Origin of the sequence: Pantoea sp. GCM10028869 (assembly GCF_042666835.1) — a bacterium.
In the GTDB taxonomy this organism is placed as follows: Bacteria; Pseudomonadota; Gammaproteobacteria; order Enterobacterales; family Enterobacteriaceae; genus Pantoea; species Pantoea leporis.
Map to the genome: position 1 here is coordinate 443,778 of NZ_JBHTGO010000004.1, position 15,362 is coordinate 459,139.

Annotated in this window: 13 protein-coding genes; 4 read left to right on the plus strand and 9 right to left on the minus strand. The window is 53.9% G+C overall.

Features of this window, described 5'->3' with window-relative positions; translation table 11 throughout:
• Window positions 1-74 precede the first annotated feature (74 nt).
• Together ACFQW4_RS13390 and ACFQW4_RS13395 are read right to left on the minus strand one after the other, a co-directional pair.
• On the minus strand, window positions 75-767 hold the full coding sequence (locus tag ACFQW4_RS13390) for a CidB/LrgB family autolysis modulator (protein WP_377725747.1): 693 nt from the start codon (window positions 765-767) through the stop codon (window positions 75-77).
• On the minus strand, window positions 760-1,143 hold the full coding sequence (locus tag ACFQW4_RS13395) for a CidA/LrgA family protein (protein ID WP_110866616.1): 384 nt from the start codon (window positions 1,141-1,143) through the stop codon (window positions 760-762). Before ACFQW4_RS13395 ends, ACFQW4_RS13390 begins: the two co-directional genes overlap by 8 nt.
• Window positions 1,144-1,295: 152 nt before the next feature.
• Between ACFQW4_RS13395 and ACFQW4_RS13400 the strand changes: the two genes are divergently transcribed.
• The gene (locus tag ACFQW4_RS13400; RefSeq protein ID WP_377725748.1) at window positions 1,296-1,652 is read left to right on the plus strand and encodes an endonuclease domain-containing protein; all 357 of its coding nucleotides are present in this window, start codon (window positions 1,296-1,298) and stop codon (window positions 1,650-1,652) included.
• Between the two features lie 135 nt (window positions 1,653-1,787).
• On the opposite strand, the gene metG is transcribed toward ACFQW4_RS13400, so the two are convergent.
• Window positions 1,788-3,821: a methionine--tRNA ligase gene (gene metG / locus ACFQW4_RS13405; RefSeq protein ID WP_222212035.1), complete on the minus strand. Its 2,034-nt coding sequence runs from the start codon at window positions 3,819-3,821 to the stop codon at window positions 1,788-1,790.
• A 161-nt stretch (window positions 3,822-3,982) separates the two neighbouring features.
• On the opposite strand from metG, the gene apbC reads away from it, so the two are divergent.
• Window positions 3,983-5,095, plus strand: coding sequence for an iron-sulfur cluster carrier protein ApbC (gene apbC, locus ACFQW4_RS13410; protein WP_192411509.1), 1,113 nt, complete (start codon window positions 3,983-3,985; stop codon window positions 5,093-5,095).
• Here apbC and ACFQW4_RS13415 read toward each other — a convergent pair.
• Window positions 5,092-5,544 (minus strand): GNAT family N-acetyltransferase, encoded by a 453-nt coding sequence (locus ACFQW4_RS13415; RefSeq protein WP_377725751.1) that lies wholly within the window; start codon window positions 5,542-5,544, stop codon window positions 5,092-5,094. The two genes, apbC and ACFQW4_RS13415, sit on opposite strands and share 4 nt — an antisense overlap.
• A 325-nt stretch (window positions 5,545-5,869) precedes the next feature.
• Between ACFQW4_RS13415 and ahpC the strand changes: the two genes are divergently transcribed.
• Together ahpC and ahpF are read left to right on the plus strand one after the other, a co-directional pair.
• The gene (gene ahpC, locus ACFQW4_RS13420; protein ID WP_101763328.1) at window positions 5,870-6,433 is read left to right on the plus strand and encodes an alkyl hydroperoxide reductase subunit C; all 564 of its coding nucleotides are present in this window, start codon (window positions 5,870-5,872) and stop codon (window positions 6,431-6,433) included.
• Window positions 6,434-6,500: 67 nt separating this feature from the next.
• The gene (gene ahpF / locus ACFQW4_RS13425; RefSeq protein WP_336768568.1) at window positions 6,501-8,069 is read left to right on the plus strand and encodes an alkyl hydroperoxide reductase subunit F; all 1,569 of its coding nucleotides are present in this window, start codon (window positions 6,501-6,503) and stop codon (window positions 8,067-8,069) included.
• 69 nt (window positions 8,070-8,138) lie between these two features.
• Here ahpF and ACFQW4_RS13430 read toward each other — a convergent pair whose 3' ends face one another.
• The 5 genes from ACFQW4_RS13430 to ACFQW4_RS13450 form a co-directional block, all read right to left on the minus strand.
• Window positions 8,139-8,342 (minus strand): hypothetical protein, encoded by a 204-nt coding sequence (locus ACFQW4_RS13430; RefSeq protein ID WP_377725755.1) that lies wholly within the window; start codon window positions 8,340-8,342, stop codon window positions 8,139-8,141.
• A 185-nt stretch (window positions 8,343-8,527) separates the two neighbouring features.
• Window positions 8,528-10,393 (minus strand): GNAT family N-acetyltransferase, encoded by a 1,866-nt coding sequence (locus ACFQW4_RS13435; protein ID WP_377725757.1) that lies wholly within the window; start codon window positions 10,391-10,393, stop codon window positions 8,528-8,530.
• Entirely contained in the window at window positions 10,393-11,424 is a 1,032-nt protein-coding gene (galE, locus tag ACFQW4_RS13440; protein WP_350260906.1) for a UDP-glucose 4-epimerase GalE, read from the minus strand. The genes ACFQW4_RS13435 and galE overlap by 1 nt, the downstream gene beginning before the upstream one ends.
• 56 nt (window positions 11,425-11,480) lie before the next feature.
• The gene (locus tag ACFQW4_RS13445) at window positions 11,481-12,605 is read right to left on the minus strand and encodes a sugar efflux transporter (protein WP_354466395.1); all 1,125 of its coding nucleotides are present in this window, start codon (window positions 12,603-12,605) and stop codon (window positions 11,481-11,483) included.
• Between the two features lie 53 nt (window positions 12,606-12,658).
• Window positions 12,659-15,322, minus strand: coding sequence for a family 20 glycosylhydrolase (locus ACFQW4_RS13450; protein ID WP_377725761.1), 2,664 nt, complete (start codon window positions 15,320-15,322; stop codon window positions 12,659-12,661).
• Between the last annotated feature and the right edge of the window lie 40 nt (window positions 15,323-15,362).

Below are 15,362 nucleotides of genomic sequence, written 5' to 3' on the forward strand. Positions count from 1 at the left end.
TATATGTGATCCAAGTCGCTCTGACAATGCAAGCTGATTGGGTTGTTTCAACTTTGCGAGATCTCTCGCAAGTTTTAGCCCCACCAATGCATTAATAGCGGAAAAAGCAGCGGCGCCAGTAACGAGGTGATGATGCCGCAAATCACCAGCGCAAGGGAGCTGAACGCGCCTTCCTGATAATCGATCTCGGCTGCGCGCGCGGTACCTAACGCGTGCGATGCGTTACCAATTGCTAACCCGCGCGAGGATTTGTTTTTCACCTTAAACAGATTGAGCAGCATATGGCCAAACACCGCACCCAGCACGCCGGCGATAAGCACGCAGATGGCGCTGATGGCAGGAATACCGTGCAGCGATGCGGAGACCGCCATCGCAATCGGCGTGGTAACGGATTTCGGCATGATGGTGGCGGCGATTTCCGGCGTTGCGCCCATCCACAGCGCAATCGCGGTGCCCGATACCATTGCCGTGATGCTGCCGATGAAGCAGACGCTGATGATGGTTTTCCAGCGCGCGCGAATCTGATGCATCTGCTCATACAGCGGCAACGCCAGCGCTACGACTGCCGGTTGCAGCAACTGATTGAGCAGGCTGCTGCCGGCAAAATAGCGCGTGTAAGGCAGGTGAGTCAGCAGCAGAATCGGAATGACAATCGCCATCGCCACTAACAATGGATTAACGATGGAGATATTGATTTTCGCCGCCAGTTTACGCGCCAGAAAATAGGCGATCATCGTCAGCGGCAGCGACCACCATGCATTACTCATTCGGCTTCTCCTGCGGGCGCTGCAGGCGCTCTGCGCTGAGCCCGACAATCAGCAGCACCATAAAAGTACTGACAATGCATGACACCACAATCGGCCCAAACTGCGCGGTGAGGATATCGGTATAGCCCATTACACCAACGCTAATCGGCACAAACAGCAGTGCCATATAGCGAATCAGTAAATGGCATCCGGGTTTCACCCACTCAACCGGCATGATTTGCAGACCCAGCAGCAGGAATAGCAGCAGCATGCCGATGATGCTGCCGGGAATGGTTATTGGGAGCAGGGCAGAAATCCCCATTCCAGCGTAAAGCGCCGCATAGATGATGACGAAGGCGCGCACATAGCGCCAACAAGCAGTGAGAACGGCAGGCATGTCAGGCTCCTGTTTTCGTAGCGCTTTATCATACGCATTAAGCGATTAGCGTGCTAGCGATCACATTGGAATGCAGATTCCAGCTTTTCCATCGCGTTATTTTCCTCCTGCAAACATGGCGTAGGGTAAGCCGATATCGCGAAAGGGAGGCGATGATGAAAGCGATTACGCGGCGGCGACAACTGCGCCAGGCAATGCCTGAAGCGGAGCATCTTTTGTGGCGTTTTTTACGTAATCGGAATTTATGCGGAGTGAAGTTTCGGCGTCAGCATCCGATTGGCGGTTATATCGTGGATTTCGCCTGTATTGAAAGGAGGGTGATAGTTGAGCTAGACGGCGGGCAGCATAACGAAGATGAAGCGAAGATTTATGATCAACAACGAACGGCTTTTTTAGAGCGAGGTGGCTGGAGAGTGATTAGATTCTGGAATCATCAGGTTTTCGAAGAGTTTGATGCGGTGATGGAGGAGATATATCGGCAGTTGATGTTGCTTGGGCCCTCACCCTAGCCCTCTCCCGCCAGCGGGCGAGGGAACCGTTGAATGCAGCCATTTAATTTTTCACTCCACTTTTGCAGCCTACTCCACCTAATAATTCCCTCTCCCGCGCGCGGGAGAGGGTTAGGGTGAGGGCAACGAAATCCGTTACTTAACCGGCATGCCCGGTACTGCGCCGCTATCGACCGACAGCACAAACAGGTCTTTGCCGCCTGGACCCGCTGACAGCACCATACCTTCGGAAATACCGAAGCGCATTTTACGCGGCGCGAGGTTGGCGACGATGATGGTCATCTTGCCGACCAGCACCGACGGATCCGGATACGCAGCGCGAATGCCAGAGAAAATCTGACGCTTCTCGCCCCCCAAATCCAGCTCCAGACGCAGCAGCTTGTCAGAACCCTCAACCAGCTCCGCTTTCTCGATCAGCGCCACGCGCATATCGACCTTGGCAAAATCATCAATGGTGATGGTGTCGCCAATCGGCGCATCAGCCAGCGGACCGGTGGCTGCAGGCTTATTCGCCGCCGCCGCATCTTCTTTCGAGGCCTCAATCAGCGCGTCAACTTTGGTCATTTCGATACGGCCATACAGTGCTTTGAACGGCGCCACTTCATGATCCAGCAACGGTTGGGCAATTGCATCCCAGCTCAGTTCGCTCTGCAGGAAGGCTTCGGCACGCTCGCTTAAAGATGGCAGCACTGGCTTCAGCCAGGTCATCAAGACGCGGAACAGGTTAATGCCCATGGAGCAAATCGCCTGCAGGTCGGCATCGCGGCCTTCTTGCTTCGCCACCACCCAAGGTGCCTGCTCATCGACATAGCGGTTGGCCAGATCGGCCAACGCCATGATTTCACGGATCGCGCGGTTATATTCGCGGCTGGCCCAGGCTTCGCCAATCTTCTCTGAGGCCTCCACAAAGGTTTGATACAGCGCGGGATCGGCCAGTTCACTCGCCAGCTTGCCGCCAAAGCGTTTGGTCAGGAAGCCGGCATTACGTGACGCCAGGTTCACCACTTTGTTCACCACGTCTGCATTCACGCGCTGCACGAAATCTTCCAGATTCAGGTCGATGTCGTCGATGCGTGAAGAGAGCTTGGCTGCGTAGTAATAACGCAGGCTATCGGCATCCAGATGCTGCAACCAGGTGCTGGCTTTAATAAAGGTGCCGCGCGATTTAGACATCTTCGCGCCGTTCACCGTCACATAACCGTGTACGAACAGGTTGGTTGGCTTGCGGAAGTTGCTGCCTTCCAGCATCGCTGGCCAGAACAGGCTGTGGAAATAGACGATGTCTTTACCGATGAAGTGATACAGCTCGGTAGTGGAATCTTTCTTCCAGAACTCGTCGAAATCGATATCGCCGCGTTTGTCGCACAGGTTTTTGAATGAACCCATGTAACCGATTGGCGCATCCAGCCAGACGTAGAAGTATTTGCCCGGCGCGCCAGGGATTTCGAAGCCGAAGTAAGGTGCGTCGCGGGAGATATCCCACTGCTGCAAGCCAGACTCGAACCACTCTTGCATCTTGTTAGCCACCTGCTCTTGCAGTGCGCCTGAACGCGTCCACGCTTGCAGCATCGCGCTGAAAGAGGGCAGATCAAAGAAGAAGTGCTCGGAATCGCGCAGCACCGGCGTCGCGCCTGAGACCACTGATTTCGGGTCGATCAGCTCGGTTGGGCTGTAGGTCGCGCTGCACACTTCGCAGTTATCGCCATATTGATCCGGTGACTTACATTTCGGGCAGGTGCCTTTGACGAAACGGTCCGGCAGGAACATGCCTTTCTCAGGATCGTACAGCTGCGAAATAGTGCGGTTCTTAATGAAGCCGTTCTCTTTCAGGCGACCATAAATCAGCTCGGACAGCTGACGGTTTTCGTCACCGTGCGTCGAGTGATAGTTGTCGTAGCTGATATTGAAGCCAGCAAAATCCGTTTCGTGCTCCTGCTTCATCTCCGCGATCATCTGCTCCGGCGCGATGCCAAGCTGCTGAGCTTTCAGCATGATAGGCGTGCCGTGAGCGTCGTCTGCACAGATAAAGTGAACCTGGTTGCCACGCATTCGCTGGTAACGGACCCAAATGTCAGCCTGAATGTGTTCAAGCATGTGACCGAGATGGATTGAACCGTTTGCGTACGGCAGTGCGCACGTTACCAGAATTTTTTTAGCGACTTGAGTCATTTTTGCGTAGCGTTCCGTTGAAGAAAAATCGGTGTTAGATGTTAACCGAAGCACCCTCTGGCGTAAACACAGCTGGACATCCACGTCACTTTTAGCGCCTATCTGATATTATTGAACAGACACCGCCGCAATCTGGCGTGATGAATAAACAAGGAGAGGGGATGACTTCACAATCCCAGCAACATCATTCACCTGAGGCGCTGCGAGCATTGGTTATCGGCGTGTTGAGTGACTTTGAACATCCGACGCTGCAACATAACCTGACCACGCTGAAAGCCCTGCGCCATGTCGCGCTGCTGGATGACAAGCTGCATATCGAGCTGGTGATGCCGTTCGCGTGGGCCAGCGCTTTTGAAGAGCTGAAAGCGCAAACCAGCGCCGAACTGTTGCGCCTGACGGATGCCAGCGCCATTGACTGGCGACTGCGCCACGACATCGCCACGCTGAAGCGGGTGAAAAACCATCCGGGCGCGACCGGTGTGAAGAACATCATCGCCGTGAGTTCTGGCAAAGGTGGCGTGGGCAAATCCAGCACCGCTGTGAACATGGCGCTGGCGCTGATCGCCGAAGGCGCGCGCGTGGGGATTCTCGATGCGGATATTTACGGTCCGTCGATCCCCAACATGCTCGGCACCGAAAATCAGCGTCCCACCTCGCCGGATGGCACGCACATGGCACCGATTATGGCGCACGGCCTGGCAACCAATTCGATTGGTTATCTGGTCACCGACGACAACGCCATGGTGTGGCGCGGTCCAATGGCCAGCAAAGCCCTGATGCAGCTGCTCAACGAAACCCTGTGGCCGGATCTCGATTATCTGATCCTCGATATGCCGCCAGGTACCGGCGATATTCAGCTGACGCTGGCGCAAAACGTGCCGGTGACCGGCGCGCTGGTGGTCACCACGCCGCAGGACATCGCCTTGATTGACGCGCGTAAAGGGATGGTGATGTTCGAGAAAGTGAGCGTGCCGGTGTTGGGCGTGGTCGAGAACATGAGCATGCACATCTGTAGCCAATGCGGACATCACGAGCCGATTTTCGGCACCGGCGGTGCGCAGAAGCTGGTGGAAGATTACAGCACCCGTTTGCTGGCCCAGTTGCCGCTGCACATTACGCTGCGTGAAGATCTGGATGATGGCGAACCGACCGTGGTGCGCCGTCCGGACAGTGATTTCACCGCGCTCTACCGCCAACTGGCGGGTCGCGTTGCAGCGCAGCTCTATTGGCAGGGAGAGATTATCCCTGGCGATATCGCGTTCCGCGCCGTTTAACGCCTTCCAGTTCCGCTGGTGCGCGTCGCCAGCGGAAAATGCATCAGCACATATTTTCCCTGCTCGCTCTCGCCAACCGCCTCGCGCCGCCAGCCGTGTTTGAGATAAAAATCCATCGCCGCCTGATTCTGTTGCAGGCATTTCAAGGCGCCCGTCGAGCTAAATCGCGACTGCACTTTTTCTAACAGCGCGCTGCCCACGCCTTTTCCCTGCGCATCGGGGTCGACATACAGGCTATGCAGGAAGTTGTCATTATCCAGTACCGCCGCAAACCCCACGCGATGCCCATTCAGTTCAGCGACCAGCACGGTTTCGCCCAAAATCACCGCATCGAAATCTTCTAACTGCCAATCATCGCCATCCAGCCACGTCCAGTTATGGCGTCGCGCGGCAAGATACAGCGTGCGCAGAAAAGGCCGATCGGCTTCGTCAAAAAAACGTATATGCACCTGAGAGCTCCATTATGTGAGATGCGCAGAGGCCGTAGCGGCGCAATTTATTGCGCACAATTGACGATTGTTCCGTCTGAATGACGCGCGATAAATCGCGCCGCTACAAATCCGTGCGATAACGCAGCTTAAACTAGCAGTTTCACCGCAAAAAGATAAAGCCTGACAGAACCGCGCCCTTTTTGTGTAGAATGCCTCCGCGAGCCGCATGAAATCAGGTGTCGGCGCTTTGATAGCTTTTGGTTATCTGATTGATAACGTCTGCATATTAGAAGTTGGCCCGAAAATTCTGTAGCCTGCATCACATCTTTTAACGGAGGTCACCATGTCCATCATTAATACCAAGATCAAACCATTTAAAAACGCAGCGTTCAAAAACGGCGAATTCATCGAAGTCACCGAGAAAGACGTTGAAGGTAAATGGAGTGTTTTCTTCTTCTACCCGGCTGACTTCACCTTCGTATGCCCAACCGAACTGGGTGACGTTGCAGACCACCACGAAGAGTTCCAGAAACTGGGTGTAGATATCTACTCTGTTTCTACTGACACGCACTTTACCCACAAAGCCTGGCACGGTTCTTCTGACACCATCGCGAAAATCAAATACGCAATGATCGGTGACCCAACTGGCGCGCTGACCCGTAACTTCGAAATCATGCGCGAAGACGAAGGTCTGGCAGACCGCGGTACCTTCATCGTTGACCCGCAAGGCATCATCCAGGCGATCGAAATCACTGCAGAAGGCATTGGCCGTGACGCATCTGACCTGATCCGTAAAGTGAAAGCCGCTCAGTACGTTGCTTCTCACCCAGGTGAAGTTTGCCCGGCAAAATGGAAAGAAGGCGAAGCAACTCTGGCTCCATCACTGGACCTGGTTGGCAAAATCTAAGTTAGCTGCCATTCGATCTTTCTCTATCGGGTGCTACGGCACCCGATTTTCATGACAGGAACTCACTATGCTCGACACCAATTTAAAAACCCAACTCAAGGCTTACCTTGAGAAACTAACGAAACCGGTTGAGTTGATTGCCACATTGGATGATGGCGCCAAATCGGCAGAGATTCGCTCTCTGTTGGCCGATATCGCGGGCTTGTCAGATAAAGTCAGCTTCCGCGAAGAGAACGATCGTCCGGTGCGTAAACCCTCTTTCCTGATCACTAACCCAGGCAGCCAGAGCGGTCCGCGTTTTGCCGGTTCGCCAATGGGTCACGAATTTACTTCACTGGTTTTAGCCCTGCTGCAAACCGGTGGACACCCTTCGAAAGAAGCGCAGAGCCTGCTGGATCAGGTTGTGGCTTTAGAAGGCGACTTCCACTTCGAAACGTATTATTCCCTGTCGTGCCACAACTGTCCTGACGTGGTACAGGCGCTGAACCTGATGGCGGTGCTGAACCCGCGTATCAGCCATACCGCGATTGACGGCGGTATGTTCCAGAACGAAATCACCGAGCGCAACGTGATGGGCGTGCCAGCGGTATTCCTCAACGGCAAAGAGTTCGGTCAGGGCCGTCTGAGCCTGGCGGAAATCGTCGGTAAAGTGGACACCAACGCCGACAAGCGCGCGGCGGAAGAGCTGAACAAGCGTGATGCCTACGAAGTATTGATCGTCGGCAGCGGCCCGGCGGGCGCAGCAGCGGCCATCTACTCGGCACGTAAAGGCATCCGTACTGGCCTGATGGGCGAGCGTTTCGGTGGTCAGGTGCTGGACACCGTAGACATTGAAAACTACATCTCCGTACAGAAAACCGAAGGCGCGAAGCTGGCCGGTTCTTTGCGTGCCCACGTTGATGATTACGATGTTGATGTGATTGATACCCAGAGCGCCATCAAGCTGATTCCGGCGGCGAAAGAGGGCGGTCTGCACGCAATTGAAACCGCATCTGGCGCAGTACTAAAATCCCGCAGCATCATCATTGCTACCGGCGCACGCTGGCGCAACATGGGCGTACCGGGTGAAGAGCAGTATCGCACCAAGGGCGTAACTTATTGCCCGCACTGCGACGGCCCGCTGTTTAAAGGCAAACGCACCGCGGTGATCGGCGGCGGTAACTCAGGCGTGGAAGCGGCAATCGATTTGGCCGGTATTGTTGAGCACGTGACGCTGCTGGAATTTGCCAGTGAAATGCGCGCCGACAAAGTGTTGCAGGACAAACTGCGCAGCCTGAAAAACGTCGATGTAATTCTGAACGCACAGACCACCGAAGTGAAAGGCGACGGCAGCAAAGTCACCAGCCTGACCTACATTGACCGTAACAACCAGAGCAGCCACGAAATCGCGCTGAGCGGCATCTTCGTGCAGATTGGTTTGCTGCCGAACACCACCTTCCTGGAAGGTGCGGTTGAGCGCAACAAGATGGGCGAAATCATCATTGATGCCAAGTGCGAAACCAGCCTGAAAGGCGTGTTTGCCGCAGGCGACTGCACCACGGTGCCGTACAAGCAGATCATCATCGCCAGCGGTGAAGGCGCGAAAGCCTCACTCAGCGCCTTTGATTATCTGATTCGCACCAAACCGGCTGAATAAGTTTTGCGATAGCCACGCAATAGCCCTGCAACGCATGTTGCGGGGCTTTTTTTTATTTAGAAACAATGATTAGCCTAACCAGCGTATGGCTTGCGCATCGCTAATATCGCGGTAATAGATTTTATGCAGCCGTTCGCCACAGCCTTTACATTGTGCTTCAACATGAGTTGAGAAGTAGGCTCGCCCGGTGGGAGAAATAGCGCCTTTGCGGGAAATACGGATGTTATGCCATTTGTGTGCATGCGGAATAAAGCTGAAGAAATTTAATTTCATTATCGCTACCGGAATGGAGTGGGCGGTGTTTATCTTCAAATCCGGAGCGCAATTAGGCCCGTTTTCTGGCGTAATAAATTTGATAAGTATCAAGGTGATTAAAACTTTGCTTATTTCACCGCGCTTCTGTTGCTTCCGGTGCGAATAAAAATAGATTCGCACCGGATTATTTGATCGCGGAAGGATTACAGCATTAGCGCCATAAACACGATTTCATCACTAAACCGTGCAACCTCCTGTTTCATTCTGCTCACCACCTTAAAACCTTTCTTGCGATAGATCATAGCTGCCGGGTTCGATTGCCAGACGCATAAGGTGATGCGGCGCATTTTTTGCTGTTTGGCTTGATCCTTAAGCTTTGACAAAATTTGATTGAAATAGCCTTTTCCCTGTTCCTCGGGCTGCAGCGCCACGCTGCAAATGAAGAAATCGTCCGGCTGGCGATGCTGATTCACGAAACTGTCGTAAGCCACATCCAGTGGAAAAACCTCCTGACGATAGCCATATTGCACCTTGATGCGATCGTAATCCTGAATCGGCGCAGCGTTAACGAAACCCACCATTTTTCCCTGCGGATTATAAATCACGGCAATCTGTTGCAGGAAAGGCTGGATATTTTGCCGCAGCTGTAGGGTGGTTATATCAGTGGCATAAATATTATCGACCGAGCAGTATTCCAGATAGCTGGTGGTGAAAATTAATTTCGCCATCGCGAGTTGTTCTTGCTTGTCTGTAATACTTCCCGGTTTGAAGATCAGTGGCGACGCTTTCTGACCATCAATCGGCTGCCAGAAATCACCTGCTTTAATATTCTTTGCGGTAAGCGCAATTAAAAAATCGCTGAATAATGCATTCACTTTATCCAGTTGCGGATCCTGAGAGAGCACGCCGTAATAGTGATAATAGGGAATTTCAGCACGCAGCTGCGGCGCATAAGCAATTTGCAGGATATCGCATTCAGAAAGCAAAGGTACCAGTTCACCTAACTGCAGAGGATCGCTTAATTGCCAGTCGCGTTGTGCTAGCTGAGTAATCGTATGCTGATAATGCTGCTGCTCTTCACCACTCAGCGGGCGACGTTCACCGCTGAGAATATCCTCCGTCAGGCGCATGCCTTTAATCCCGCTCACGCGATGCTGCTGAACATCAAAACCCCATACGGCAAACCGGCTGAAATCCTGATGGCTGAGCTGCGTGACCTGCAGTTGCTCGCACCATAACTGGTAAAAAGGTTCGAAGATGGCGCGTTCGCTTTCCGGCGTTTTTGCTGGAATTGGCTGAGGCCAGCCGCGATACACCGCACTGAGCTGCCGTTGTAAATTCTGCAACACCGGATTGTTTTGATGACTGATGATCATGCCGGTTTCATCGGTGAAGAGATTCAGCCAATTTATTTGCTGCTGTTCTGCCGTAAAATCAGGCAGTTCAGGATGACAGAGAAACAGCGTCGCAGGCTGAGCGGGAAGTGTATCGGCATCCATATAAACGCCGCCGCACCGATTGAGAATTGCCAGGCGGAAGAAGTCAGAGAGCGTGGCGTAATAGCGCTTATCATGCAGTTGCTGCAGCACATCGATCAGGGCGCCATCAAATGACTGCATCAGTGCGCTCAGGCTGTTGACCTGCACCAGCGCATCAGGCAGAAACAGCGTGCCAGCATGAAAGGGGCTGTTTCCCTGCTGAGCGACGAAGCGATCCTCTGCCGCCAGCTGCTGTGCATCCCACACCCATAGCGTTTGCCGGAAATCACTGCGACTGGCTTCTATCGCGCGTTGCCATTGGGCAATGGTGCGGTTGACGTTGAGTGGTGATGGTCCGCCGAGCCAGACGCGATGGAGCATGCATTCATTACCTGTCAGTCGGCTGGTGGGCACCGCGAACATCGAAGAGAGTTCCGCAACGCACACCTCGTGCGGCTGGTGTTCCACTTGCCACTGTTTAAACTGCCGTAATGCTTGTTGCCAGTCTGCTGTCGCGGGATAGGTAAAGCGCTTTTTAAGCGCGGCGAGTTGGCGTTCGTAGTGAGGTAAAAACGTTTCGCGCGTCATCATCAGATTTCGCTCCCGGCTGGTTGAGCAACATAGCCTTGCGGATTCTGCGTATGCCAGCGCCATGCGTCGCGCAGCATGTCTTCGAGGCCGCGAGTTGCTTGCCAGCCCAGTTCTTTTTTCGCCTGACCGGGATCGGATAAGCAGATGGCGACATCGCCGGGACGACGCGGGCGCATATCGAGCGGCACGCGTCGGCCGCTCACCTGTTCAAACATCTGCACGATTTCCAGCACCGAGTAGCCTTGTCCGGTACCCAGGTTGTAATGTCGATAGCCCGGTTTGAGATGATTTAGCGCCTGAACATGACCTTCGGCTAAATCCATCACGTGGATGTAGTCGCGCACGCCGGTGCCGTCGGGCGTTGCATAGTCATCACCAAATACCGGCAGATGGCTTCTTAGTCCATTGGCAACCTGAAACAGATAGGGCAGTAAATTGTTGGGAATCCCTGCAGGATGTTCACCAATCTGGCCGGAGGGATGCGCGCCGGCGGGATTGAAATAGCGCAGTGCGGTAATGGCTAACTCAGGTTGTGCATCAACCACTTCACCCATGATCTTCTCCACCATGTATTTGGAGGCGCCATAAGGATTGGTGGTATTGCCGGTATCACAGTTCTCACACAGCGGAATCTTTACCGGAATGCCATAAACCGTGGCGGATGAGCTGAAAATAAGTTTTTTCACCTGATGCTGCTTCATGGTTTCCAGCAGCATTAGCGTTCCGGCAATATTGTTTTGATAATACTTCACCGGTTTCTGCAGCGATTCATTTACCGATTTCAGCCCAGCCATATGAATAACCGCATCAATCGGCTGATGGCTAAATACCAGATTTAGATCGGCGCGGCGGCGAATATCGCCCTGATGAAACGTCATTTTCTTTCCGCTTAACGCTTCGACACGCGTTAAGGCCAGCGGTGAGCTATTACACAAATTATCCAGCACGATCACACGATGGTTTTTCTGCAGCAGGCTAAGGGCAATGTGTGAGCCAATATAGCCCGCACCGCCAGTAATTAAGACATTCATTTACGTACACTCCATGTGTTTTGTTGCGCGCAGCGGTGCGCGACGAATGAGGGTGTTTAAACATTGTCGACCTTTGTTATCAGTAGTAATGACATCACCAACAGCACACAGGCTGCCGGCCAGATGGCCAGCGGTGAGACGGTGGTGATAATTCCCTGTAAAACGCCAGCCAGCAGCACGCCGATGGACATCGAATTGGTATACAGCGTGGCCGCCATTCCCTGACGATGTTGCAGTAAATCCTGAAACCAGAACATGCCAACGGTAGCGATGATAGCGATGAAAATGGCATTGAAAATTTGCAGTAACATCAGTGGGATAAAACTTTGACTGAAGTAAATTCCCACATAAAACATCATGCCGCACAGCATGGCTGCCTGCATTTGCGTTTTCTTACCCCAGCGTTTGAGCATGCTGGCGCTGAGCAGCATGATCGGTATTTCCAGCGCCGCGGCGAGGCCAAAAAGCACGCCACTCCAGTCGGCAGACAAGGTTGGCTGCTCTGCCAGATGCAAAGGAAACGCAATCAGATAGAGTGCGCTGCAGCTCCATACCAGCAAGGTGGCAAACATCAGGAAGCAAAGGTTTTGCCCCAGCGGCTGCCGGTCCGGTTGCTTTGCAGGAGTAGCGCTTGCCAGCCGCTCGCCAGGCGGCAAGGTGACAGCCAGCAGCGTCACGCTCAGTAACAGCACGAACATGACGGCATACAGCCAAGTGAAGCCGGCCAACTGAACAATCCAGAATGCCAGCGGTGGGCCGAATACCCACGCCAGCGAAAATTGCGCGCGTAAAATGGCGCTGAAAGCATTGTCACTGCGGGTTTGCCGTGCCAGCGCGAACAGTTGCGGTATCGCCGCACTGCCGCAAGCATTGAGCAGCGAACCGAGCGAAATTAACAGCAGATAATCGCGGCAGAAGATAAACAGCAGCGCATTGAGCGCCTGTGCGAATAAGCACAAGAGCAGTAGCGGGCGACGCTGCGTGACACGATCTGAATAACGGGCAATCAGTAAGCTCATCGCAATACTGCTGAGCGCATTAACGCTGTAGAAGGCGCCGATTTTCCAGGCTGCCACGTTAAGTTCACTGGCTAGAAATAAGCTGAGCGTCGGAATGAACAGGGCGCCGCTTAAACCGGCACCCAGCGCAACAACATAAAAAGAGAAGGTTGAGTGTTTCATCGACATCCTTGTCAGTGTTCGCCCCAGGCACTCCAGCGAGGGGCAGAAAGTTTTTAAAGTGCTTCAGCGCGGCTGAAGCGTTTGCCATCCGGACTCACGCTACGCACCCAGACTTTATCGCTAGCAGTAATTGCCGGTTTAGCATGTGGTTGATAACGCTGCCAGCGCTTACCCTTATCCAGGCTGTACTCCAGCGGCAGACCCGGCAGCGCAATGTTCATGGTCAGTGTGCCATTCTCGACGCGCGCCCCCGGCACCGGTAAACGGTAGTGAATACCGGCTTTATCCATCTTGCCCAACTCACGCTGGCCTAACAGATTGGCGAAACGCTGCCAGTCCTGATTGCGCTGCTGCTGGTTAACGAAGTGGGTTTCACCGCCTTTAAAGGTGCGGCCTTGCTGATAATCCAGCTCCCACTCCGCGCGATGCCAACCGCGTTCGGCCACCGACAGCAGGCGCGGGAATACCATGTAATCCATCTGCTGATCGGTACGCGTGGTTTCACTCCACAGCTGTACTGAAATGCCGTATGCGCCTGACCACGGCTTATTCGAGGTGGCATCAAAGGTCTTCCCGTCGCGATCCACCGAGGTTTCAGCGTTCTGCGGCAGGTTGTCCGGCGCGAAGCCAAACATCTTGCGCTCATCGCTGAAGCGTGTGCCCCAGTAATAGCCGCGCTCGTTAGGATTCACCTCATACGGGAAGTCCATGTAGACGTAATCCGGATTGGAGATCACCACTTCATAATCTTTCAGCGTCCAGTCGTTGGCGGTGTCAAAGCCGCCCCAATAGAGCGTGTCCCAGAAGTTAACGCGTACGCGCGAAGTGGCGAAGGCGTGCGCGTCAGTGGCATCTTTCAATCCATCCTGCCAGGCCTGCATCACCGGAATGCCGTGCGCTTTCACCATCTTGCTCACTTCCAGCGCGAAGTGACTTGGCAAGTGCTCCAGATCTTCCACCTTGCCGGATTTCACCACCGCCTGGCAGACCTGAGATTTTGCCCAGGGTTTGTCCTCTTTGCTTTGGTCTAAAATGCCCGTTCCCGCTTTCGGGTTCTTAACATCGCTGTAGCCGCTACCGAGGCGAATGTTTTTCGCTTCATCACCGCCAAAGTGCCAGGTGGTCAACGGTTGGCCGGCTTCGCGGTGCATCGCCTGCACTTCACCCATCACTTTATCGACAAATCGCTTCGAGGAATCGAGGCAAGGATTGAGATAGCTGGTGCGGTCGTACAGTTGCACGGAATGGGTATTCGAGGTATCCGTGGGATCCACCAATCGATATTCACTGGCCTGCTGCGGTTTACCCGCTTTCATCAGTTGCTGATATCGCGCCTCCATAGAGATCACCGCCGCGCGTGCATGCGCGGGCATATCGATTTCCGGGATCACTTCGATGTTGCGCGCCTGCGCATATTTGACGATCTCGATATAATCGGCGCGGCTGAAATGTCCGGTTCCGTTGTTATTCGTGAGCGGGCCGGAGCCCAATTGCGGCAGAAGACATTGCTGCTCAGTCAGATCGTGACAACGCTTACTGCCGACGTCGGTCAACTCTGGCAGACCGGGGATTTCGATACGCCAGGCTTCGTCATCGGTCAGGTGGAAGTGGAATTTATTCATCTTCCACGCCGCCATTTGATCGAGCATGCGCAGCACCGCTTGCTTGCTGTGGAAATTACGCGCCACATCGAGGAAGGCACCGCGATAGGCAAAGCGCGGTGCATCTTTCGCTTCAAGCGTGGCGATAATCGGTTTACCTTCAGCCGGCACCAGCGACAGTAACGACATTAAGCCGTAGTAAACGCCAGCCTGATCGTAACCAATGATATCGGTGCCGCGCGGTGTGATGCGCAGTTCATAAGCACCGGAAACCGCCTCTGCGCCGTGGAAATGATTGACGGCGATACGGGTATGAATGTCATAACCCGCTGACTGCGGTTTGAGCCCCATCAAATCGAAACGCTGTTTAACTGCATCGGCCTGGTTGTCCGCCAATACCTCAAGATGCAAGGCAACGCCACGGCTCAGATCGACATCCGCCGCATGAACTTTCACCGAACGCGGCGTTGGGGTGATTTGTCCGCGCAGCGCACTGGCAGGCAGTTGCGCCACATCGGCATTCTTTGAGAAGCGACTTTGCGGCAGCATTAACACGTTTTTATCGTCGGCAATGCGCTTCCATTGGCCGCCAAACGGCTTAACAAAGTCGCTGAGGTTTTCGGTATCGGTGCTGGTGATAATTTTTGGCGTGGCATTGGCGGCGGTGACATACCAGCGCGGCATCACGTCGGTGATAAACAGCTGCCAGTATTCATTGACGATAGGGATCTCAATCGACTCACCCGCCGCGATACCTTTGAATTTCTCCGTCGGTTCCAGACGGGTTAAATCGCCGACGATATGGGTCATTTTGAACTGATCGTTATCCACCCGCAGCGTTTCGTGCACGTTGCTCATGTAGATTGCCCAGTTTTTACTGGTGAGCGCCGGACCGTTGTTGGTCAGCGTGATGGTAGCGGTGTTGCAGGATGCCCAATCGGCACCGAGTTTCGCGCAGTTCACGCCGTGATCGGCCGCCTGGTTGTCAGTGACCTGATACTGCACGCCGAACTGACTGATTTGATCGACGACCTGCTGATTACTGCGCGGGGATGAACTGCAGGCGGCAAGGCTCATCACGCTCAGCGCCAGTAAACTGATTTTTAACTTTTTCATGTTGTTATCCTTCTCCACGGAGGTAAGTCTCTGGCTCCTG

What these genes read in the sequence shown, in the direction of transcription:
- ACFQW4_RS13395 (WP_110866616.1), bottom strand. Translation starts at nt 1,143, where the DNA reads ATGCCTGCCGTTCTCACTGCTTGTTGGCGCTATGTGCGCGCCTTCGTC.
- ACFQW4_RS13430 (WP_377725755.1), bottom strand. Translation starts at nt 8,342, where the DNA reads ATGAAATTAAATTTCTTCAGCTTTATTCCGCATGCACACAAATGGCAT.
- ahpC (WP_101763328.1), top strand. Translation starts at nt 5,870, where the DNA reads ATGTCCATCATTAATACCAAGATCAAACCATTTAAAAACGCAGCGTTC.
- ACFQW4_RS13450 (WP_377725761.1), bottom strand. Translation starts at nt 15,322, where the DNA reads ATGAAAAAGTTAAAAATCAGTTTACTGGCGCTGAGCGTGATGAGCCTT.
- galE (WP_350260906.1), bottom strand. Translation starts at nt 11,424, where the DNA reads ATGAATGTCTTAATTACTGGCGGTGCGGGCTATATTGGCTCACACATT.
- ACFQW4_RS13400 (WP_377725748.1), top strand. Translation starts at nt 1,296, where the DNA reads ATGATGAAAGCGATTACGCGGCGGCGACAACTGCGCCAGGCAATGCCT.
- metG (WP_222212035.1), bottom strand. Translation starts at nt 3,821, where the DNA reads ATGACTCAAGTCGCTAAAAAAATTCTGGTAACGTGCGCACTGCCGTAC.
- ACFQW4_RS13390 (WP_377725747.1), bottom strand. Translation starts at nt 767, where the DNA reads ATGAGTAATGCATGGTGGTCGCTGCCGCTGACGATGATCGCCTATTTT.
- apbC (WP_192411509.1), top strand. Translation starts at nt 3,983, where the DNA reads ATGACTTCACAATCCCAGCAACATCATTCACCTGAGGCGCTGCGAGCA.
- ACFQW4_RS13435 (WP_377725757.1), bottom strand. Translation starts at nt 10,393, where the DNA reads ATGATGACGCGCGAAACGTTTTTACCTCACTACGAACGCCAACTCGCC.
- ACFQW4_RS13445 (WP_354466395.1), bottom strand. Translation starts at nt 12,605, where the DNA reads ATGAAACACTCAACCTTCTCTTTTTATGTTGTTGCGCTGGGTGCCGGT.
- ahpF (WP_336768568.1), top strand. Translation starts at nt 6,501, where the DNA reads ATGCTCGACACCAATTTAAAAACCCAACTCAAGGCTTACCTTGAGAAA.